General features: G+C 36.2%; 17 protein-coding genes. 14 read left to right on the forward strand and 3 right to left on the reverse strand.

Annotated features, from left to right (window positions below):
- Positions 1–10 precede the first annotated feature (10 nt).
- Entirely contained in the window at positions 11–2,362 is a 2,352-nt protein-coding gene (locus tag PGH12_RS18480) for a choice-of-anchor L domain-containing protein (RefSeq protein WP_267598137.1), read from the forward strand.
- Between the two features lie 68 nt (positions 2,363–2,430).
- On the opposite strand, the gene rsmA is transcribed toward PGH12_RS18480, so the two are convergent.
- The gene (rsmA, locus tag PGH12_RS18485) at positions 2,431–3,201 is read right to left on the reverse strand and encodes a 16S rRNA (adenine(1518)-N(6)/adenine(1519)-N(6))-dimethyltransferase RsmA (RefSeq protein ID WP_267598136.1); all 771 of its coding nucleotides are present in this window, start codon (positions 3,199–3,201) and stop codon (positions 2,431–2,433) included.
- Positions 3,202–3,293: 92 nt separating this feature from the next.
- Between rsmA and PGH12_RS18490 the strand changes: the two genes are divergently transcribed.
- From PGH12_RS18490 to PGH12_RS18535, 10 genes are all read left to right on the forward strand, one after another.
- Positions 3,294–4,190, forward strand: coding sequence for a cell division protein FtsX (locus tag PGH12_RS18490; RefSeq protein ID WP_267598135.1), 897 nt, complete (start codon positions 3,294–3,296; stop codon positions 4,188–4,190).
- Positions 4,191–4,193: 3 nt separating this feature from the next.
- Entirely contained in the window at positions 4,194–4,490 is a 297-nt protein-coding gene (locus tag PGH12_RS18495; RefSeq protein WP_267598134.1) for a DUF3098 domain-containing protein, read from the forward strand.
- Positions 4,491–4,583: 93 nt separating this feature from the next.
- A complete protein-coding gene (locus PGH12_RS18500; protein WP_267598133.1) occupies positions 4,584–5,402 on the forward strand; it encodes an undecaprenyl-diphosphate phosphatase in 819 nt (272 codons plus the stop codon).
- Between the two features lie 228 nt (positions 5,403–5,630).
- Positions 5,631–6,329 (forward strand): tRNA pseudouridine(55) synthase TruB, encoded by a 699-nt coding sequence (truB, locus tag PGH12_RS18505; protein ID WP_267598132.1) that lies wholly within the window; start codon positions 5,631–5,633, stop codon positions 6,327–6,329.
- A gap of 11 nt (positions 6,330–6,340) precedes the next feature.
- Positions 6,341–7,066 (forward strand): 23S rRNA pseudouridine(2604) synthase RluF, encoded by a 726-nt coding sequence (gene rluF, locus PGH12_RS18510; RefSeq protein WP_267598131.1) that lies wholly within the window; start codon positions 6,341–6,343, stop codon positions 7,064–7,066.
- Positions 7,067–7,296: 230 nt separating this feature from the next.
- Positions 7,297–9,102 carry a 30S ribosomal protein S1 gene (gene rpsA, locus PGH12_RS18515; protein ID WP_267598130.1) on the forward strand — a complete coding sequence of 602 codons (1,806 nt, stop codon included), beginning with the start codon at positions 7,297–7,299 and terminating at the stop codon, positions 9,100–9,102.
- Positions 9,103–9,337: 235 nt separating this feature from the next.
- A complete protein-coding gene (locus tag PGH12_RS18520; RefSeq protein WP_267598129.1) occupies positions 9,338–11,938 on the forward strand; it encodes a T9SS-dependent M36 family metallopeptidase in 2,601 nt (866 codons plus the stop codon).
- 182 nt (positions 11,939–12,120) lie between these two features.
- Positions 12,121–14,736: a T9SS-dependent M36 family metallopeptidase gene (locus PGH12_RS18525; protein WP_267598128.1), complete on the forward strand. Its 2,616-nt coding sequence runs from the start codon at positions 12,121–12,123 to the stop codon at positions 14,734–14,736.
- 114 nt (positions 14,737–14,850) lie between these two features.
- The gene (locus PGH12_RS18530) at positions 14,851–15,831 is read left to right on the forward strand and encodes an EamA family transporter (protein ID WP_267598127.1); all 981 of its coding nucleotides are present in this window, start codon (positions 14,851–14,853) and stop codon (positions 15,829–15,831) included.
- 85 nt (positions 15,832–15,916) lie between these two features.
- The gene (locus PGH12_RS18535) at positions 15,917–16,912 is read left to right on the forward strand and encodes an alpha/beta fold hydrolase (RefSeq protein WP_267598126.1); all 996 of its coding nucleotides are present in this window, start codon (positions 15,917–15,919) and stop codon (positions 16,910–16,912) included.
- A 235-nt stretch (positions 16,913–17,147) separates the two neighbouring features.
- Here the strand turns inward: PGH12_RS18535 and rplS are convergent, their stop codons facing one another.
- Positions 17,148–17,504, reverse strand: coding sequence for a 50S ribosomal protein L19 (gene rplS, locus PGH12_RS18540; protein WP_034709455.1), 357 nt, complete (start codon positions 17,502–17,504; stop codon positions 17,148–17,150).
- Between the two features lie 287 nt (positions 17,505–17,791).
- Here rplS and PGH12_RS18545 point away from each other — a divergent pair, with 287 nt between their 5' ends.
- From PGH12_RS18545 to PGH12_RS18555, 3 genes are all read left to right on the forward strand, one after another.
- Entirely contained in the window at positions 17,792–20,530 is a 2,739-nt protein-coding gene (locus PGH12_RS18545) for a fibronectin type III domain-containing protein (protein ID WP_267598125.1), read from the forward strand.
- 206 nt (positions 20,531–20,736) lie between these two features.
- Positions 20,737–21,441: a CoA transferase subunit A gene (locus PGH12_RS18550; RefSeq protein WP_267598124.1), complete on the forward strand. Its 705-nt coding sequence runs from the start codon at positions 20,737–20,739 to the stop codon at positions 21,439–21,441.
- A gap of 131 nt (positions 21,442–21,572) precedes the next feature.
- The gene (locus tag PGH12_RS18555; RefSeq protein WP_267598123.1) at positions 21,573–22,226 is read left to right on the forward strand and encodes a CoA transferase subunit B; all 654 of its coding nucleotides are present in this window, start codon (positions 21,573–21,575) and stop codon (positions 22,224–22,226) included.
- A 237-nt stretch (positions 22,227–22,463) separates the two neighbouring features.
- Here the strand turns inward: PGH12_RS18555 and PGH12_RS18560 are convergent, their stop codons facing one another.
- Positions 22,464–23,273, reverse strand: a complete 810-nt coding sequence (locus PGH12_RS18560; protein ID WP_267598122.1) for a DUF4197 domain-containing protein — start codon at positions 23,271–23,273, stop codon at positions 22,464–22,466.
- Positions 23,274–23,334: the final 61 nt, after the last annotated feature.

The following is a 23,334-nucleotide window of genomic DNA, read 5'->3' on the forward strand; positions in this document are numbered from 1 at the left end:
AAAAATTATTATGAAGAGATATCTACTGTTGTTTTTATTATTTCTCGTCAGTACATTTTCTAATGCACAAACAGCAAAACAAAAAAGAATACAATCTGCAAAAAATTCAGTTCCGTCATCATCAGCAAAAGCCGGTGATTTGATCGACGTTAATGTTCCTCCTTATCCTGCGTCAAATTATACCCCGTCACAGTTGGTTATTGACGTACTTGTAGGAACTACCTCTAATTGCGGAACTCCAAATATTACGAATGTCACCGTTTCACCAAATCAACCTGTTACCGATACAGAAAGATTTTGGGGATATTTCAATAAAGGTACTTCGAATTTCCCTTTTGCTGAAGGTATCGTACTAACAACGGGTACGGCAAGATTGGCAGGAAATACTCCGGAGGGACAGCTCGGAGTGAATTTAACTACCGGCACTGATCCAGATCTTGAAGCTGCCTTAGTTGGCAGTTTATTAAATCTGGAAGATGCAGTAATACTGGAATTTGATTTCGTTCCTACTAGCACCCAGATGAAGTTTAATTATATTTTTGCTTCTGAAGAATACGATGGTGGATTTCCTTGCTCAGGTTATGAGGATGCTTTTGCTCTTCTTTTAAAACCAAATACACCGGGAAGCACATATACCAATCTTGCGGTATTACCCGGAGGTGCAGGTCTTGTTACCGCTACCAACATCGTACCAGCAAGTTTTACTTGTGGGCCCATCAATGCACAATATTACGAAACATCATCACCAACCAATCAAACAAACCTTTATGGGAGAACAGTTCCTTTAACAGCTTCTGCGACGGTGATTCCTGGTCAGTCTTATCATATTAAAATGGTAATGGCTGATGATAATGATGGTACTCATGATTCAGCGGTGTTCTTAGAAGCCGGATCTTTCGATATCGGAGTGAATTTATTAGATCCTTCGGGAGCGGTTTTACCTGCTGAAATTAATGTTTGTGACAGTGTTCCCCAAGTAATCACTGCTTCTACAAGTGGACCCAACTTGGTGTATCAATGGTTTTTAAACGGAACTTTAATTCCGGGAGCCAATACCAATACCATTACAGCAATTCAGCCGGGAACTTACAAAATTGAAGTAAGTGTTCCGGGAAATCCTTGTCCGGGTTCGGCCTCAATTAAAATTAATGGTGGTACAACGCCTGTAGCGCAGGATGCATCATTCCGTTTATGCTCGACTCCAGATATTACTACATTTGACTTAAATAGTGCAAAACCGCTGATAAGCCCAACTCCTAACGCAGTTTTTAGATTTTACGAAGTTCAGGCAGATGCAATTGCTCAGAATGGTAATTTTATTCAGGCTCCGGCTAATTTCAACGGAACTGACGGTCAGATTCTTTATGTTGTGGTTTCGGATGGTGGTTTCTGTAGCAAAACTGTGAAATTAAATCTTATAAGAGAGGTTACACCGATTGCAGGAATTACGTCAACAAGAATCAGAGTTTGCCCGGGAGAATCTGTTACACTTACTGCAACAGGTGGTGTTACGTATTTATGGGATAATTTTCCAGGTAACGGAAATACACAAACTGTGACTGTACAACAGACTACAACATTTACCGTTTATGCAATAGGTGCGAAAGGTTGTAAATCTCTTTTGCCTGCAAAAATTGTTGTAGAAACAGTTCCTTCCATCACATCTCCTTTGATGGATGTAGAAATGTGTATTGGTGATTCTATGGTTTTGGATGCAGGAGCTGGCAATAATTATTCTTATGTATGGAATACCGGAGCAGAAACACAGACGATCACTGTGAATCAATTGGGTATTTATTCTGTAGTTATTAGCAACGGTATCTGTCAGGAAGAATTTATCGTAAAAGTTCATGGAGCTTCTTCGCCGTTCTTCACAAATCTTAGCTACGAAAATAACACATTAACCGCTGTCGCAACTAATCCTTCAATTAACAATATTTACGGAGTTCTTGAGTATTCGATAGATGATGGCGCGCACTGGCAAGATTCAAACATATTCAATAATCTTACAGATAATACAACCTATAATCTTTTAGTAAGAATAAAAGGGACAAGTTGTGTAGGTACAATAGAATTCTTTACTTTAGAGATCAACAACGTGATTACTCCAAATCAGGATGGTGTAAATGATGTATTAAATCTTTCTGGACTGACAGGTTTCAATAACTTCACAGGATCAGTTTACGACAGATATGGAGTTGAGGTATTCAGATTCTCAAAAGAAAGACCTATTTGGGACGGAACGGTTTCCGGAAAAAGATTACCAACTGCAACGTATTGGTATAAATTTAATTTTGAATACAACAAATCAAAAGTGCAGATGAGCAGATCTGGATGGATTATGTTGAAAAACAGAGAGTAATCTTAGAAATTATACATAAAAATAGCCTTTCAGTTTTGAAAGGCTATTTTTTTATGAGGTTGAATGATTTATATATTTTCTTTCCAAAGTTGCGTAAAGCTGATAAAATCTGATACACTTAGTTCTTCAGCTCTTTTATCCATAAATTCATGGGTTTTTAAAACTTCTGGAATATTCAGAACTTTCCACGAATTAGAAAGCTTTTTTCGTCTCTGTCCGAATCCGGCTTTTACGATCTGTTTAAAAAGTACCTCATTACCAGCCAATCCTTCTTTTGGATTTCTAGTAAGCCTTATAACTCCGGATTTTACTTTCGGGGGCGGATTAAAAACATTTTCATGAACTGTAAAAAGATAAGTAACATCGTAATAAGCCTGTACCAAAACAGAAAGTATTCCGTAATCTTTCGTACGCGGAACCGCAGCAGTACGTTCGGCAACTTCTTTCTGGAACATCCCTACCATCTCCGGAACCTGCTCATAATAGTCAATGATTTTAAACAAAATCTGAGACGAAATATTGTAAGGGAAGTTTCCGATGATAGCGATCTGTTCTCCGTTTAAAAAACTAAAATCCTGTTTCAGAAAATCTCCTACAAAAGTGTCATCAGTAGCTTTGTCGTAGTTTTTTTTGAGATAATCTATAGACTCTGTATCGATTTCAGCAAGATAGATTTGCTGTTCTTTTTTTAGAAGATATTTGGTAAGCACACCCATTCCGGGACCCACTTCCATGATGTTGCTGTAGTTTTCAAAGCTCAGGCCTTCTACTATATTTTCTGCGATATTCTCATCTGTCAGAAAGTGCTGACCGAGATGTTTTTTTGCTCTTACACTCAAAGTTTATTTATGATTTCGTTAACAATGATTTTCTCTTATTCGTTCCAAATTTCGGTAGAATTTTTCTATTTTAGCCAAAAATTTTAATATTAATGGCGAAATCTGTAGAAGAGTTTAATAAGAAAAGGCTTCGGTCTAGCAATATTACGGTCGTAATAAGTATTGCCCTTGTGTTATTTTTGTTGGGATTAATGGGTTTGATTTTAATTAATGCACAAAAATATTCAGACTATCTTAAGGAGCAACTCGTTGTAAATGCGTATTTTGACGAGAATTATGATCAAAAAGATTCTGCGAAAATAGTAAAATTAGAGTCAGATGCAGTCCTGCAGATCCAGAAACTAGAATCTGTAAAGAGAACGACTTATATTTCAAAAAAAATGGCTTCAGCTGAAGCTAAAAAAAGTTTGGGAGTAAACAGTGAAGCTTTATTTGAAGACGATATTTTTCCGGCTTCAGTAGAAATTGCTCTTAAACCGGAATACACAGACTCTACAAAGATTGGCGCAGTTTTGACGCAGATAAAATCAGTTCCGGGAATTGTAGATGTTAAAAATGATTCAGATTCGCAAAAAATTTATGACAAATTAAACAAGATTCTAAAATGGATTTTAGCTTTCTGTGTATTATTTTTAGTTCTTGCGATCGTATTAATTAACAACTCAATCAGGCTAAAAGTATTTTCTAAAAGATTTATTATCAAGACAATGCAGCTTGTAGGTGCAAAGAGAAGATTTATTTTAACTCCTTTCATCAGAGAAGCACTTATTCTCGGTTTATTAGGAGCCGTTTTAGCACTTATTGCGCTGTCGGGTCTTTGGTATTATTTTACAACAACTATAAAAACTCCATTCGTACAAGATACCAATCAGTATTTCTGGTTAGTACTTCTAATTTTCGGAGTTGGTATTTTTATTACAATATTAAGTACAATCGTTGCAACATGGAGGTTTTTAAGATCAAATGTTGACGACTTATATTACTCTTAAAAAATGGGCAAAAAAACACATAAATTTTCCGCATCAGACTTTGGAACGGATAAAGAAGTTTCAGAAAATAAGTCTTTCTACTTCGGACAGCAAAATTATAAATGGATGCTGATTGGCCTCGCTTGTATCGTTGTCGGTTTCCTTCTCATGATGGGACCTGATGCAAATACAGTAGATGGAAAATTAGATCCGAACTCATGGAATGACGATATATTTTCGATCAGAAGAATCAGAATTGCACCTCTGTTAATTGTAACAGGTTTCGTTATTGAGATATACGCAATTCTAAAAAGGAAATAAAATTACTTTGTATAAAGATTAAATAAGTTAAAAGATTTGAATATTAATTTGAATCTTTTAATTTTTTTATCTGTAAATTTTTAATTATTTAAAATGGATTTAATTCAGGCAATTATCATTGCTATCGTAGAAGGACTTACAGAATATCTGCCGATTTCGTCAACTGCTCACATGGGTTTTGCTGCCAATCTGATGGGATTGAAGGATGACGAGTTTCTAAAAATGTTTCAGGTTTCTATCCAGTTTGGCGCAATACTCTCCGTGGTTGTAGCGTACTGGAAGAAGTTTTTTGATCTGAAAAATCTCCAGTTTTATTTTAAATTGGGTTTTGCAGTGATTCCGGCATTGGTCTTAGGATATATTTTTGATGATAAGATTGAAGCGGTTTTAGGAAATCAGATCGCCATTTCATCAGTTTTAGTTATAGGCGGTATTATTCTTTTGTTTGCAGATGAATGGTTTAAAAATGCTGTTATTCAAGACGAAAAAGAATTATCAATAAAAAAAGCAGTGATCATCGGTTTTTGGCAATGTCTTGCGATGATGCCCGGAACAAGTAGGAGTGCGGCCTCAATCATTGGAGGAATGACTCAGGGCCTTACAAGAAAAGCTGCTGCAGAATTTTCATTTTTCCTTGCGGTTCCTACCATGTTGGCTGTGACAGTTTATTCAGTTTTTGTGAAAACATGGGGAAAAGAAACGGCAAACCCAATGAAAGGTTACGAGATGATTTTATCTTCACAAGAACATATCACGATTTTTATCATTGGAAATGTTGTGGCGTTTATTGTGGCATTGATCGCCATAAAAGCATTTATTGGTGTTTTGAATAAATACGGTTTCAAGCCTTGGGGATGGTACAGAATTATTGTCGGAATTGCTTTGTTGGTCTATTTTAATTGGTTTAAATAATTTTTAGGGCAGTTAGGAAAACTTCGTTTGTAAACTTCGATAAAGTCTTGTTTTTCCTTATTTTTGCTTTGTACTTCGCTTTGCTCCGGCTACAGAGCTACGTTCAAACCTTTTGATTTGGTTCGATAAGTCAAATTAAAAAAAATCGCATATCATCATGTCGGGCAGCGAGAGATTCAGTGTAAATAAATATTGCCAATTATTCATTACTTATCATTTATCAACTTTATGACAGCAGAACAACTTTTGGAAGGACACGTTTTTCTTTTGGATAAACCTCTGGACTGGACTTCATTTCAGGCGGTGAATAAAATGAAGTACAAACTCAAAAGCGAGTTTGGACTGCCGAAGAAATTCAAAATCGGTCATGCCGGAACTTTAGATCCCCGAGCAACAGGTCTTCTGATTGTGTGTACAGGGAAATTCACCAAAAAAATTCCTGAAATACAAGATGCTCCAAAAGAATATTGGACTGAAATTAAAATTGGTGTACAAACCGAGTCTTACGATACAGAAAAACCGGAAATTCTTCAGCAGGATATTTCTCATATTACAGAAGGAAACGTAAAAGAAGCTTTGGAAAAATTTTTGGGTGAAATTGAACAAAAACCACCTATTTTTTCAGCGATCAAAATTGATGGGAAAAGAGCTTACGATATGGCCAGAGCAGGGCAGGAGGTTGAGATGAAATCCAGAAAAACAACAATTACTTATATAAACGATGTGATAATCAATTTTCCTTTTGTCAGTTTTACAGTAGGTTGTTCAAAAGGTACTTATATTCGCAGTCTGGCGCACGATATTGGTCAGGAACTAGGAGTCGGCGCATATCTCACACAGCTCAGACGAACGAAAATCGGGCATTATAAGATAGAAGATGGTACTTCCGATTTTTTAGAAAATGATTTTAAATTTGAGAATCTTTAGACAAAACAATTATGCAAGAGAAAACACGTATCAATAAATATCTTTCTGAGGTTGGTTTTTGCTCAAGACGTGCGGCCGACAAGCTTTTGGAGGAAGGAAGAATTACAGTGAATGGCAGCGTGCCCGAACTGGGAACCAAGATCTCCGATGAAGATATTATCGAAGTGGACGGGAAGCCCATCCGAGAATCAGAAGAAACTCCTATTTATATAGCGTTCAACAAACCTGTTGGTATCGTTTGTACCACAGATACTAAGAGAGAAAGAGATAATATCATAGAATATATTAACCACCCAAAAAGAATTTTCCCGATCGGAAGGCTCGATAAACCGAGTGAAGGACTGATCTTGCTTACCAACGATGGTGATATTGTCAATAAAATTCTAAGGGCAAAAAATGATAATGAGAAAGAATATCTCGTAAGAGTTGATAAACCTCTCAATACAAAATTTCTTGAGAAAATGCGAAATGGTGTTCCTATTTTAGATACCGTAACAAAGAAATGTGAAGTGGAAAGAATTGATGATATGACATTCCGTATCGTATTGACCCAAGGTCTGAACAGACAAATCAGAAGAATGTGCGAATTCTTAGGTTACGAGGTTAAAAAGCTTAAAAGAATTAGAATCATGAACATTAAGCTTGATCTTGCGCCGGGAAAATGGAGAGATCTTACTTCTAATGAACTTGGCGAGCTTAATAATCTACTAGATGGTTCTTCTAAGACATTTGAATAATTTATAAAATTATATCTTCTTTCATAACTGTTTGATATACAGATCTCTCATTAATTGATCACTGAAATAAAAAGGTATTGTCATTATTAAAAATTTCCGTACTTTTGCACTCACTTTTGTGAACGTACTTTCGGCGAAGTAATATATTATCAATTAACAACTTCCATATTTTTCAGGATTCACAGCAAAGCCGAGGTCTGTAAGAATTGGAATACAAATTTTATTAGAAAATGTCAAAAGAGACAAATTCAGCAGAGGTTATTCTTAACCAAAACGTAGCACCAGAACAATTTGACTGGGATTCTTTCGAATCTGGTCTTGATGCAGATGCTAGAAAAGAAAAAAGCGATCTTGAAGAAATCTATAACGGATCTCTTAGCAGCTTAAATGATAACGACGTTATCACTGGTAAAGTTGTAAGATTGACTGACAAAGAAGCTATCGTAGACATCGATTTCAAATCTGAAGGTGTTATTTCTCTTAACGAATTCCGTTACAACCCAGGCCTTAAAGTAGGTGATGATGTTGAAGTAATGGTAGACAGAAGAGAAGACAAAACTGGTCAATTACAATTATCTCACAGAAAAGCTAGAACGCTAAAAGCTTGGGATAGAGTAAACGAACTTCACGAAACTGGAGAAATCGTAAACGGTTTTGTAAAATCTAGAACTAAAGGAGGTATGATCGTTGACGTACACGGTATCGAAGCATTCTTACCAGGTTCGCAAATCGACGTTAAGCCAATTAAAGATTACGATCAGTTCGTAGGAAAAACTATGGAGTTCAAAGTGGTGAAAATCAACCCTGAGTTCAAAAACGTAGTAGTATCTCACAAAGCATTGATCGAAGCAGATATCGAGGGTCAGAAAAAAGAAATCATCGCACAGCTTGAAAAAGGTCAGGTTCTTGAAGGTACTGTTAAGAATATTACTTCTTACGGTGTATTCGTAGACCTTGGTGGTGTTGACGGATTGATCCACATTACAGACCTTTCTTGGTCTAGAGTGAACCATCCATCTGAAATCTTAGAAGACGGACAAACTGTGAAAGTGGTTATCCTTGACTTTGATGACGAGAAAACAAGAATCCAATTGGGTATGAAGCAATTAGAAGCTCATCCTTGGGATGCTCTTTCTGCTGACATGAAAGTTGGTGATAAAGTAAAAGGAAAAGTAGTAGTTCTTGCTGACTATGGTGCATTCGTAGAGATCGCTCCAGGTGTAGAAGGATTAATTCACGTTTCTGAAATGTCTTGGTCTACTCATTTGAGAAGTGCAGGAGATTTCGTAAAAGTAGGTGACGAAGTGGAAGCTGAAGTACTTACTTTAGATAGAGAAGACAGAAAAATCTCTCTAGGTATGAAACAATTATCTAAAGATCCTTGGGAAAATATCGAAGCTAAATATCCGGTAGGTTCTGAGCACGTTGGAACGGTAAGAAACTTTACAAACTTCGGTGTATTCGTAGAATTGGAAGAAGGTATCGACGGATTGATCTATATTTCAGACCTTTCTTGGACTAAGAAAATCAAGCATCCATCAGAATTCTGTGCAGTTGGTGATAAATTGAATGTTATTGTTCTTGAACTAGACATCCAGGCTAGAAGATTATCTCTAGGTCACAAACAATTGACAGAAAACCCTTGGGATAAATTTGAAACTAAATATGCTGAAGGAACTGTACACGCTGGTAAAGCTGTAGAAGTACACGATAAAGGTGCTTCTGTACAATTCGAAGATGCTGAAGTAGAAGCTTTCTGCCCTTCAAGATTATTAGAGAAAGAAGACGGATCTAAAATCAAAAAAGGTGAAGATGCTCAATTCAAAGTAATCGAATTCAACAAAGAATTCAAAAGAGTAGTTGTTTCTCACACAGGTATCTTCAGAGACGAAGAGAAAAAGAATGCAAGAGAAGCTTCTAACAACAGATCAAATAACAACAATAACAATTCTTCTTCAAACAATGAAGAAAGATCAACTCTTGGTGATATTGATGTGTTAGCAGAACTTAAGAAAAAAATGGAAGGAGGTAAATAATCTCTGATCATTTTTTATAATACGAAGCCACTCGCAAGAGTGGCTTTTTTTATGGAAAAATTTATTGAAATATGATTTATATATGCGTAAATGAATGTTTCTAGGAGAAAAATATTATCACAATAATGTGAAAATTGTGATATTGGTTAAAATAGATTATAGTTTTTAATTATTTTTTAAAATAAATTAATATTAAATATAAATATTTCATAAATTTGCGCCTTTAATAATATAAATGAAAAAAGTAACACTTCCGCTTTTATTCGCAATATTCACTATATTGCCTTCATCAAATTTATTTTCTCAGGAAAACCAAAAACTTATTAAAGATTATATAACGGCAAAACAATTGCGTGATTATAAAAAGTCTGACTTGGCAGCTTTCGTCATTGATAATGTTGATGTTTCAAATTCTTTAAAAGGAAATGTTGTAAAATTCCAGCAGACGTATAAAGGATATCCAGTCTATAATTCGGTCGGAACGGCGCTTGTAAAAGAAAATAAAATCGTATATTATTCTGATAGTTTTGTAAAAGATTATACACAATCTGCAAACAATACAGCAAGTATAACTTCGTATGTAGCGCTAAAGAAAATTTCTGACGAGCTAAATAAAGACGAAATTTCTAATTTTATTATTTTAGATTCTTCAGCGAAAGAGCCAAATCATAAAAAATATGCAAAACAAAGATTGGTATATGTTGAAGATCAAGGTGTACTGAGATTTGCCTATGAGTTTACTTTGCGTGAGCCTAAGTGTCCGAATCTGTGGGATATCTTGGTAGATGCCAATTCCGGCGAGATAATCAGAAAGGAAAACCTTAATTTATCATGTAGTTTTCATCCCGGAGCATTTGGTCATGATCATTCCAGCGATAATTTTGTAGGACCATTAAATAACGTCAGCAGTAAATCTTCGTTATTGCTTCCGGACAACTCATCTTATAATGTGTTTGCGCTTCCTCTCGAAGCGCCTACCTTTGGCTCCAGATCTGTGATCACCAATCCTTGGTTGCCTTCATCGTCGCCTCAGGGTTGGCATTTTGACGGAACCGATCATTATACCATTACAAGAGGGAATAATGTATATGCTTACGAAGATATTGCTAATATAGATGCTCCAGGATATTCGCCTGATGGCGGTACTGCCAGAGATTTTAATTTCCCTTTCAGCCTGGCCGGTGATCCTTATAATAATTTGGATGCATCAATTACCAATTTATTTTACTTGAATAACAGAATTCATGACATTTTTTATAAATTCGGATTTACAGAATCGGCAAGAAACTTTCAGCAAAGTAATTTCGGAAATGGCGGTTTAGGAAATGATTACGTAGAAGCCGAAGGTCTTGATGGTGGTGGCATAAACAATGCTAATTTCGGAACGCCGTCCGATGGTAACAAGCCTTATATGCAAATGTATCTTTGGTCACCAGCGAACCGAAATTTCTTTTATAATGCTCCATCAGCAGCAGTTTCCAGAGAGCCTGTAGTCGCTAAAGCAGAATTCGGTCCTGCCCTTACTGCCACAGGTGTTACGGCAAATATTCAATTAGCAAATGTAATAACAGGATGTACAGCTTTAACTGCCGGATCATTAAATGGAAAAATCGGGTTGATTGAGCGAGGTGGATCTTCCAGTTGTACATTTAACGTAAAAGTTAAAAATGCTCAGAATGCCGGTGCAGTTGCTGCAATAGTTTACAACAACATTACTGCAACAAATTTTCCTTCCGTTATGGGAGGCGTTGATGGTGCAATTTCAATTCCTTCGGTCTTAATAAGTAATGCTGAGGGCGAATATATTAAGGGCCAGCTTTCTGCAAATATAGTAGTTAATGTAACTTTAAAAGATGATCCTGCAACAATGATAACTCCGGATGGAAGTTTTGATAACGGAATTGTTACTCACGAATATGGTCACGGGATCTCAACAAGATTAACTGGTAACGGTTCCACTTGTCTTCAGACTTCTCAAAGTAGGGAGCAAATGGGCGAAGGATGGTCAGATTTTTTTGCCTTAATGCTTACTAATAAACCTGGCGATAATGCTTCAGTCGCAAGAGGTATGGGAACTTATGCAAATGGACAGGCTATCACAGGAGGAGGAATAAGACCCGCAAAATATTCACCAAATTTCTCAATTAATGCCTTCACATACGACGATACCAACCTTATGCAGTACAACAACGGTTCTGCTCTGGTACCGGATGTACATTCAATAGGCTTCGTGTGGGCAACAATGCTTTGGGATTTAAATTGGGATTATGTAGCCAAGTATGGATATTCTTCCGATGTTACTACAAGTACAACCAGTGGAAGTTCCCGTATTTTGCAGCTGGTGACTGACGCTCTAAAAATTCAGATATGCAATCCCACTTTTATTGACGGTAGAAATGCAATTTTAACTGCCGAACTAAATACTACAGGTGGCGCAGACAGATGTATGATTTGGAGAGCTTTTGCAAAAAGAGGTTTAGGTTTCAATGCTTCTGCCGGACTAAAGACAAGTATTACAGATCAAGTTGAAGATTATACCGTTCCTGCAGATTGCGTATTGTCGACCAACGAAACTGCTTCGGTGAAAGATAATGCGATTTCAATTTATCCTAATCCTGCGAAAAACGAATTTTTTATTAGTTTTCCAAAAAATACTTTAGGAAAAGTGAATGTCGAGATCTATGACATGTCAGGAAAAATAGTTTCTACCGAGAGTAAAATCTCACCGGATGCGAAAAAAGCAATTTCTACAAGCAGTCTTACAAACGGAACCTATCTTGTAAAAGTAAACGGTATCGGCATAAACACAGCGTCAAAGGTTATTATCAATAAATAATTTTCATTTAGTACACTAAAAAAGGCTGTTTCATAGACGAAACAGCCTTTTTTAGTGATATGTTTTTTACGGACTTTTGTTTAAATGATTTTCAATCTTCTATGATAATTGCTTTTGTTTCAATTATTAGGTGTCTTTTCATAAAATGTTTATATTTTTATAATGCATTAATAACTAAAGTCATGAATTGCTTTTCTACTCATATTTCCCAAATAAAATCTACCAAATTTTATTTTAAACTCTTATTTTTTCTTCCTGTATTCATGTTTTCTCAACAACGAGAAAGTGTAATCACAAATTATTTACAGACTAATCATATTAAGGATTTTAAAAAAGCCGATCTGTCTGATTTCGATATTGACAATATAGACGAGTCAAAGTCATTAAGAGGAGAAGTTATTAAAATTCAGCAAAAATTTAAAGGTTATCCGATTTATAATGCAGTAAGTACTATTTTTTTAAAAGATAAAAAAATTGAATATTTTTCAGATTTATTCATTAAAAACTACAACAGTGCAGCTTCAATTATACCATCTTTAAGTAAAGATGAAGCATTTGAAAAGATAGTTTCCGTTCTGCGAAACAAAGATCTCGAAGATTATACAGTTCTTGAAAATTCTTCTCCGGAACCTGGTCATAAGAAATTTGCCAGACAGAAATTAGTTTTTGTAGAAGTCAATTTAAATTTAAAACTTGCTTACCAATTTTTTCTTATTGAGCCAAACTCTTCAAATACTTGGAATATTTTAGTCGATGCAAATACCGGAGAAATTTTAAATAAAGACAATCTTACCTTATCATGCAGTTTTCATCCCGGAGCTTACGGGCACGATCATTCCGCTGAAAATTTCACCACGTCTCAGGAAAAAATAATCTCACCAAAGATTTTGGCACCCGATAATGCTTCCTACAATGTTTTTCAGCTGCCGATTGAAGCACCGACTTTTGGAAGCAGATCGATCGTTGCCAATCCCTGGAATTTAAATGCATCTCCGGAAGGTTGGCATTCTGATGGCTCAGACAAATATACAATCACGAGAGGAAATAATGTTTTTGCTTACGCAGACTTGTCAAACGCAAACCAACCCGGATTTTCGCCGGATGGCGGCTCGAGCAGGAACTTTAATTTTCCTTTTTCAACCAATGGAACTCCTGCGTTCAATCAAAATGCTGCGATCACAAATTTATTTTACATTAATAATAAAGTTCATGATGTTTTCTATCAGTTTGGTTTTACAGAATCAGCAAGAAATTTTCAACAAAATAATTTCGGAAAAGGTGGATTGGGGAACGATTATGTCATTGCAGAAAGTCAGGATTCCGGTGATTTTAATAATGCCAATTTCACAACACCTTCAGATGGTAACAAACCTGTAATGCAAATGTATCTTTGGTCGACTGCCAACAGGTACTTTTTTTATAATGCTCCTTTATCGGCAATTCCGCGGGTTCCGCAGTCTAGTCCGGCTCAGTTTGGGCCTTCACTAAACGGCACCGGAGTTACAGGTGAGGTGGTTTTAGCAACAGTAATTAACGGTTGTACAGCTTTACCTTCAGGGTCATTATCCGGAAAAATAGGTCTTATGGAACGGGGCGGTAATTCTTCGTGTACATTTGCCGTGAAAGTAAAAAATGCACAAAATGCAGGAGCAATTGCTGCGATTATTTATAACAATGTTTCTGCTTCAAATTTTCCCTCCTCAATGGGTGGAACAGATTCGAGCATCAATATCCCATCAGTTTTAATTACTAATAATGAAGGTGAATACATTAAAAATCAATTGAATAGCGGAATCTCAGTCAATGTAACATTGAAAAGCGATCCTCTGACGGCAATTACTCCTGACGGTAGTTTTGATAACGGAATTATCACACACGAATATGGTCACGGAATATCCAACAGACTTACCGGAAACGGATATACATGCCTTTTAAAATCTCAAAGTAAAGAGCAAATGGGTGAAGGCTGGTCAGATTTTTTTTCACTAATGCTCACTAACAGTCCAAATGACAATGCAAATGTACCAAGAAGCGTAGGAACATATGCAAGTGGCCAATCAACAAGTGGTGCAGGATTGAGACCTGTTAAATATTCGCCGGATTTCTCTGTAAATAATTATACTTATGGCAGAACCAACGGAATGGAATTCGAAGAAGATTCTGAAATCGTTCCTGATGTGCACAGAATAGGATTTGTCTGGGCGACAATGCTTTGGGATCTACATTGGCAATACGCAGCAAAATATGGATACTCATCTGATGTCACTGCAAATAAGAACAACGGGAGTTCGCGCGTGTTGCAACTCGTAACTGATGCTCTGAAATTGCAGGCCTGCAACCCGACATTTATAGACGGCCGTAATGCAATTCTTTCTGCAGAGATGTTGACTACAAAAGGAGAAAACCGATGCATGATCTGGAAAACCTTTGCCAGGAGAGGTTTAGGCATTAATGCGCTACCAGGAAATAAAATGAATATCAATGACCAGATAGAAGATTTTTCGATTCCGAAAGATTGTACTGAAGGAAATTCCGGCATTCCGATAGACAGAAGCCAGATTGCAATTTATCCAAATCCGGCAAAAGATGAATTTTTTATTTACTTAAAAGATTTTCCGATCGGAAATTTGATCGTTCAGGTGTACGATATGACGGGAAAACTGGTTTTATCAGAAAACAGAACATCGCAGGATTCAAGAATTCCTGTTTCCACTAAAGATTTTGAAAACGGTGTTTATGTTGTAAAATTGCAGGGAGTAGGAGTCGATATTACATCAAAAATTATTATTAAAAAATAACCTTAAAGTTTTATTACTGATCACCTCAGAATTTCCTGAGGTGTTTTTATTTAATATAGAATCTGGTTTTAATAGATTTTTATGTCGTAAATTTGCCGGCTGTAAAAATCGGTTATGGAGAAGAAAAATATTTTTAAAGGAGTTGTTTTTGTAGGCATTGGAGCGAGTATTTATGGGATGTTAGCGACCTTCGTAAAACTGTCTTACAAAGATGGTTTCACAACTTCCGAAGTTACTACTGCTCAGTTTGTGATGGGGTTTTTAGGATTATTGATTCTAAATTTCATTCAGACCATCACTTCAAAAAAAACGCTGGCTTCGCCAAGTTCTAAGGATTTTAAAATGCTGATGTTAGCAGGAACTTCACTAGGCTGTACAAGTCTTTTTTACTATATCTCAGTGCAATACATAAATGTGTCAATTGCAATTGTGTTGTTGATGCAGTCGGTTTGGTTCAGCGTTGTAGTCGAAAGTTTTCTTACGAAAAAGTTTCCGAATCTTAAGAAGATTGTCGCAACGCTCATTGTTTTGGTTGGAACAGTTTTGGCTACAAATCTAATCAATCTTAATATAAATATTGACTGGCACGGTATGTTTTGGGGACTGTTGGCGGCGGCTTCATTTACCATGACCATGTTTACTTCCAATACTTTAGCAACCAATTTACCGGTTCTCAGAAAAAGTATCATCATGCTTTCCGGAGGTTCCGTAATTGTACTTTTATTTATGTTTTTTGCTCAGATCGGACCACTTTATTTTCCAGAACTGAAATCTTTTTACTTAAACTTCACCGAAAATACGCAATATATCCGAGCTTTTGACTACTCGATATTCTGGACTTATGGTTTTATTCTGGCACTTTTCGGAACCATTATTCCTCCAATTTTATTTAACCTCGGCTTCCCCAATACCGGTTTAGGTTTGGGAAGTATTATATCGTCCTTAGAGCTTCCGGTTTCTGTTACGATGGCATTCGTTTTACTAGGGGAGCAGGTTCTTCTGATTCAATGGTTCGGGATTATATTAATTCTGTCGGCAGTGGTTCTAATGAATTTACCATCTAAAAATGAATTTAAAGAAGCAGAAATATCATAAAAAGTATTAATTCAACTAAAAATAACATTCCAAACCGTTTCTTTTGAAGCGGTTTTTTTAATTTTAATATCTAAAATAAATTTTTATGAAATATTTTAAAAATGCTGTAGTAATAATGTTGTTTTCAATTGCATCTGTTCCTCTATTTTCACAGATAAAACCTTTAGATGCTACACTTTCAAATTATCAGTATCCTTTCGAAGTTCATTTTAAAGATTTAAAATCACAAAATCAGACCTTGAAAATGGCTTATATGGATGTAAAACCAAAAACATCCAACGGAAAAACCATTATGCTTCTCCACGGTAAAAATTTTAACGGTGCGTATTGGCAAAAAACGGCAAAAGATCTGTCTGAAAAAGGTTTCAGAGTCATTATTCCCGATCAGATCGGTTTTGGGAAATCTTCAAAACCTCAAAATTACCAGTTTTCGTTTGCACAATTGGCGAGTAATACCAAAGCGATTCTGGATAATTTGAAAATCGAAAAACTGATTGTTTTGGGACATTCAATGGGCGGAATGGTTGCTACAAGATTTACCTTGATGTATCCCGAAACTGTAGAAAAATTAATACTCGAAAATCCTATCGGGTTGGAAGATTATAAATCTTTGGCAAAATATCAAACTGTTGATGAGGCATATCAGTCAGAATTAAAAAACACTGCTGAAAGCTATAAAAATTATCAGTTAAAATTTTATTACGATAACAAATGGAAGGCCGAATATCAACCATGGCTCGATCTCATCGCCGGTTGGACATTGCACAAAGATTATCCGCAAGTTGCGTGGAATGCTGCTTTAACGAGTGATATGATTTTTAATCAGCCTGTAGTTTACGAATTTAAAGATATCAAAACGCCAACCTTACTGATTATCGGGACGAGAGATCGCACTGCTATCGGAAAAGATCGTGCTCCAAAAGAAATTCAGCCTACAATGGGGCAGTATCAGGAATTGGGAAAGAAAACGCAAAAAAAAATCGAAGGATCAAAACTTATTGAACTTGAAAACGTAGGACATCTTCCTCATATCGAAGTTTACGATAAATTCTGGAATGCACTGTACGATTTTATTAAGTAGAATATGAGCAGTAAGCAGTAAGCAGGATGCTGAAAGTTTGCAAAATTGAGAATAAACTTGAAAATGAAGTAATGAAAATTCCCCTCCTTTGGAGGGGTGGATAAATTTTCAAAGAAAATTTAGACGGGGTGGTTTAAAAACACGAATCTCTTTCTACATCAATTAATAATTCCCTCAAAATAAAAAGAGACCACTAAAAATTAGCGGTCTCTCTTCGTATGTGTTGTTGTCTGAATTACTTCTTTTTGTAAGCAGCGTCTTTAATTCTCGCTTTTTTACCTCTAAGATCTCTGAAGTAGTAGATTCTAGATCTTCTAACTCTACCTCTTCTGTCAACTTCGATTTTTTGAAGAGCCGGCATATTGATAGGGAAAACTCTTTCTACACCTACATCACCACTCATTTTTCTGATGGTAAAAGTCTTTGTAGAACCTGTTCCTCTCAATTGAATTACAGTTCCTTTGAAGAACTGAGTTCTTGTTTTTTGACCTTCTTTAATCTCGTAATACACAGTGATTGTATCACCAGCTTTGAATTCAGGGAATTCTTTTTTTGTAATGTACTTGTCTTGTACGTACTTTAATAAATCCATTATTAATAAAATAAAATGTGTAAAGCTAAGCAACTTTCACGGACTTCGTCAGAGGTTGAATAACAGGTTGCAAATATATAAAATGTTTTCAAATCTCCCAAATAATTTTATGTTATTAAATGACAGTATTTCAACATTTTTCAGACTAAAAAATTAATGCTGTATTCATATATCCATCAGCTTGAGTTTATATGGGATTTCTACTTTTGCCCGAACAAAAAAAACGAATTTTTTTAATGTAAAAAGATTCAGTTTAAACCTGAAAATACTATTCAAAACCATTTTTTATGAAACAGCTTTTATTATTTTTACTGGTATCGGTGCAGATGACTTTTGGTCAGGCTCTGTATCCTTATCTTCAGAATCCTACGCCCAATTCTATGATTGTCAATTGGAAAACGGCATCAAACAACGAAACTACCGTGATCTATGGCACAAGTGCCACTAATCTTAATGTTACTTTTACCGGAACTACAAATATTTTTTCGGATACAGGGTACAATAACAATTATTATTATCATACTGCAAAGATTTCTAATTTGCAGCCCAATACAAAGTATTATTACAAAATAAAAACGGGAACCGATGAGTCGGCGGTTTACAGTTTTAAAACACTTCCTTTACCTGGACAAGCCGCTACTGCAGACGGTAAAATCAGATTTCTAATTATGGGTGACAATCAGATCAAGGCTGAGCCAAGATATGATAGTCTTAACCTGAATGCCTACAAAAAAATAAAGCAAAAATATGGTCTTATAGCAGATCCTTCCGATAATATTGCGCTTACTTTCATGGTGGGAGATCAGGTAGATGTGGGAACTTTGGATCATTACGAAAATGTTCACTTCAAAAAAAATATAACGCTGTCTCCCTATCTTCCGATTCAGACAACCGTTGGAAATCATGAAACCTATGGAACGCTGGGTATGAATTCCTACTATGCTCACTTTTATATCAATGAAATTTCCTACAAAAACATTTCTTCGGGTAATGAAAATTACTATGCGCAACAGGCGGGCAACGTTTTGTTTGTCAGCTTAAGTTCCGAACATACCGGTGCTGCTCAAATGACCTGGTTGCAACAGGTATTGAATGCTGCCAACACAGATAATACGGTAGACTGGGTGATTTCTCTCAGTCACAGACCGTATCAGGCAGAGCAGTATGTAGGAGATATTTCTACGTGGGTGAGAAACAATGCTGTTCCGCTTTTAACTACTTCAGAAAAATATTTGATGCATGTAGGTGCTCATCATCATTTGTACCACAGAGGACAATTAAAAAATACGCCAAATTACCAGATTATTTCTGGAGGAACTGCATGGGATCAATATTGGGGAATGTCGAACGAGCAAGATTTTGATGACGTTCAGAAAACACTTACAGATTGGACGTACCAGATCATCGAAGTAGATATTCCGACAGGAAAAGTCGATATAGAGTCTTACTCAATAGGCGGTGTTCACCACAGAAAATATAATGAATTGGTCGATACTTTTCATAGATACAAAAATCAACCAAAACCGGCAAAGCCATCGATTACAAATACTTTCACAGGCGCGATAACTTTACCGCTGACCTTAAACGGAAGTACATTCTCAACCACAAGCTCAGATCTATTAAATACGACTCAGTTTTTGATCAGTAAAGCGGCCGATTTCTCTGTTATTGAAAAAGAATTTTACAGAGATTTTGAAAACTGGTTTGGGAAAGAAGGAAACGGAACTCCGGATTTTACGAAAAACCAAAATGCAGGGATCGATATAACCAAAGCTACCATCGCAGCAAACTCAATTACAAACGGTATTTATTATGTTAAAGTTAGATACAGGGATCGTAATTTAGAGTGGAGTGAATGGAGCGATATAAAACAATTTCAGGTGACAGGAAGTGTTGTTTCGAATCCTTCATTCAATTTAAATAAAACTGAATATCTTCAAAACGAAGCCATAACTGCAACATTTACAGATGGCCCCGGGAACAATCAGGATTGGATAGGAATCTACAAAAAGGGTCAGAATCCAGCAACGGTAACTTCCCAGTCGTTCGTTTACACCAATGGGCAAACTTCAGGAACTACCACGTTTGCTAGTGGTTTAGCGACAAAAGGTCAGTACTTTGCAGGTTTTTTTGCAAATAATGGTTATACAGATATTGCCCCAAGAAAGAGTTTTTATGTAGGTCCGCAGGTTGTATTGCAGACAACAGCAGATACTTACCCCGTGGGCGGAACAGTAACTGTTAATTTCAGCAACGGACCCAACCTTTTAAAAGACTGGATCGGAATTTATAAAATGGGTCAGGTTCCGGGACCTACACCTTCCATTAAATGGAGTTACGTAACAACCGCAGCAGGAACTCTGAACTTTACAGGACTTCCAAAAGGTTATTATTATGCTCAGTATTTTCTTGAAGACGGATATTTTACCGTTGGGGAAAAGGTATTCTTTAAAGTTGGTGATATTGTAACAGAACTTTGGACTAACAAACCGGTTTATACTTTAGGTGAAAATATTACGGCTTCATGGACGGATTCTCCGGGAATCATCAAAGACTGGCTAGGTATTTATCCGCAGAATATTTCAATTCCTGACGATAATTTTGTCTCTTATACCTATTTCGACGGCATTACTCAGGGTACAAAAACAATTCAGGGTACAGCAGTTCCCGCAACACCCGGAAATTACTACATGGTCATGTTTACAAATGATTCTTATACCGAAGTTTCCAATAGAGTTCAGTTTCAGGTTTCCGGTCCTACTTTGGGAACTGAAGAAGTGAAAAGTACAGAAAAAAATGTAGTTTTATATCCTAATCCTACAAAACCTGGTGAACCGACATTTATAAAAAGCGATTATCCGATTAAGAAAATCGAATTAATTTCAGCAAACGGAGATCTTCTATATCAATCTAAAAACATCAACAATCAAAGATTTTCTATGGTCAATGAAAATCTGCCGAAAGGAGTTTATTTTGTTAAAGTTTATACCAGAAAATTATTTACTTTAAAACTGATCATTCAGTAACAGATATTTTTATATAGAAAAGCGGGAAATTTTTTCCGCTTTTTTTTGTCCGAATTTTCTCTATTTTTCAGAGTTAAATTCATCAAAAATAAGCGGCTGAATCTATTTTTATTTAAATTTTGCTTAAAACGTTCTCAAATTATTCTTCCGTAGCTTGAATACAAGAAAAATTATTAAATTTAGCCAATACAAAATCTAATATTTAAATGATAGATAAAAGAGTAAATAGCGCACAGGAAGCCATTGAAGGAATTCAGGATGGTATGACATTAATGTTGGGCGGCTTCGGTCTTTGCGGAATTCCGGAAAATTCAATCAATGCATTGGTAGATAGTGATGTAAGAGATCTCACGTGTATTTCAAACAATGCCGGAGTTGATGATTTCGGATTGGGATTGCTGTTGCAGAAAAAGCAGATCAAAAAAATGATATCTTCTTATGTAGGAGAAAATGCAGAATTTGAAAGACAGATGTTGTCGGGAGAATTAGACGTAGAATTAACGCCACAGGGAACTTTAGCAGAAAAATGCAGAGCTGCACAGGCAGGAATTCCAGCATTTTACACGCCTGCAGGTTTCGGAACTGAAGTCGCAGAAGGAAAAGAGGTGAAAGAATTCAAAGGAAAACCCCATATTTTAGAACATGCTTATGAAGCAGATTATTCCATTGTAAAAGCCTGGAAAGGTGATCACGCAGGGAACTTGGTTTTTAAAGGTTCGGCTAGAAATTTCAATCATCCGATGGCAGGAGCGGGAAAAATCACCATTGCTGAGGTTGAAGAATTAGTTGCGCCAGGAGAATTAGATCCCAACCAGATTCACATTCCGGGAATTATGATCCAAAGAATCTTTCAGGGAGAAAAATTCGAAAAAAGAATCGAACAAAGAACTGTAAGAAAGAATAATAATTAAATATATTCAAGCACTTCAATAGTTAAAATTTGTTTGACTTTGCTAACTAGAACGCTTTTGCGAAATTAAAAGCAACGTCAATCTTAAAAAAAAACTTTGCGCTCTTTGCGTTAAAAAAAATCAAATTAAAAATGTTAAGTAAAGAAGATATAGCAAAACGAATTTCCAAAGAAGTAAAAGACGGTTACTACGTCAACTTAGGAATCGGAATCCCGACATTAGTGGCAAACTATGTTCCGGACAATCTTTCTGTAGAATTCCAAAGTGAAAATGGGGTTTTAGGAATGGGACCATTTCCTTTTGAGGGTGAAGAAGATGCAGATATTATCAACGCGGGAAAACAGACGATTACGATTTTAGAAGGCGGTTCATTCTTTGATTCTGCTTTCAGTTTTGGGATGATCAGAAGCCAGAAGGTTGATTTAACCATTCTCGGAGCTATGGAAGTTTCAGAAAACGGAGACATAGCCAACTGGAAAATCCCCGGTAAAATGGTCAAAGGAATGGGCGGCGCAATGGATCTCGTAGCTTCAGCTGAAAACATTATTGTCGCAATGATGCACGTAAATAAAGCCGGAGAAAGCAAAATCCTCAAAAAATGCACGCTTCCACTTACAGGAATCAACTGTGTGAAAAAAGTAGTCACAGAATTGGCGGTTTTAGATGTAACGCCAGCCGGATTCAAACTAGTAGAAAGAGCTCCCGGAGTTTCCGTAGAACACATTATCAAATCTACAGAAGCAGATTTAATCATCGAAGGAGAAATTCCTGAAATGCAGTTTTAATAAAGCAAAAACCTTGTCAATTGACAAGGTTTTTTATTGTAAAAAATTAAACTCAAATTTCTACTGTTTGAAGCGCGAGAAAAATCTAAAAATTGAAAAACCAACGTTGAATTCGCGCAAGTTTAGAATTTTTAGCTTACACATTTTATTTTTAGCGAAGAGTTCTAAGTCTTGAATTTTTGTTTTTTTTGTTTCAAGATAAAAGAAAAGTTAATTGAATTTCACTTTACAAAAAAACTATTTTCCGTCCTGCGCTCCAAAAACCTTTTGCAAAATACTTGTCGTTCTCATCGCCGGCGAATTTCTTATTCCGCTTTCTTTATCAGCAACCATTTTAAAAACCCCGTTAATTGTTTCATTGGTAACGTATTCGTTTAAGTCGGTCGATACAGCATTTCCGGTTAAAGTATTGTACTTTGAAATTAATTGAGTCCAGACTTTATCAGCACCCACTTTTCCAAGAGAAGCCTTCACTTTTGGCTGAAAAGCGGTAAACAATTGGCTTTGGGTTTTTCCCTGAAGATAATTTGTTGCAGAATTATCACCTCCAAGCAAAATATTTTTTGCATCCGTAATCGTCATCGACGTAATTGCTTTCGTAAAGATCGGGGCAGATTCTGTCACTGCATCTTCGGCGGCTCTGTTGAGTAATTTTACACCCTGATCAGCAAGACTACCCAACCCGAATGCACGAAGTTTGGTGTCAATCACTCTTAATTTTTCGGGCATTAATATTTTTACGGCTTCATTTTTCAGGAAACCATCGGTTACACCCAATTTTTTTACGCCTTCTGTTACGCCAAGACTTAAAGCTTCTTTCAATCCTGACGAGATCTGAGCTGAATTCAGACTGTTGATATTTACAGAAGGTGATTTTGGAGCAGTTGATGTTGTCGTAGTTGTACTTGTAGAGGTTTTGGTTTTCACCGGATTGTTCAGATCGATGCCGGTCTGGTTTTTAACAGTAGATTTTATTACATCTAAAATCTGTGCTTGTGCAGAAACCGAGAACAATATTCCGGTTGCTAAGAGAAAAGTTTTTTTCATCGTTTATTATTTATACAAAATTAGATGTTTTGAAGCTGAAATAGTTAAACAATAGACCAAA

The organism is Chryseobacterium sp. CY350 (genome assembly GCF_027945075.1).
Taxonomy (GTDB): Bacteria; Bacteroidota; Bacteroidia; order Flavobacteriales; family Weeksellaceae; genus Chryseobacterium.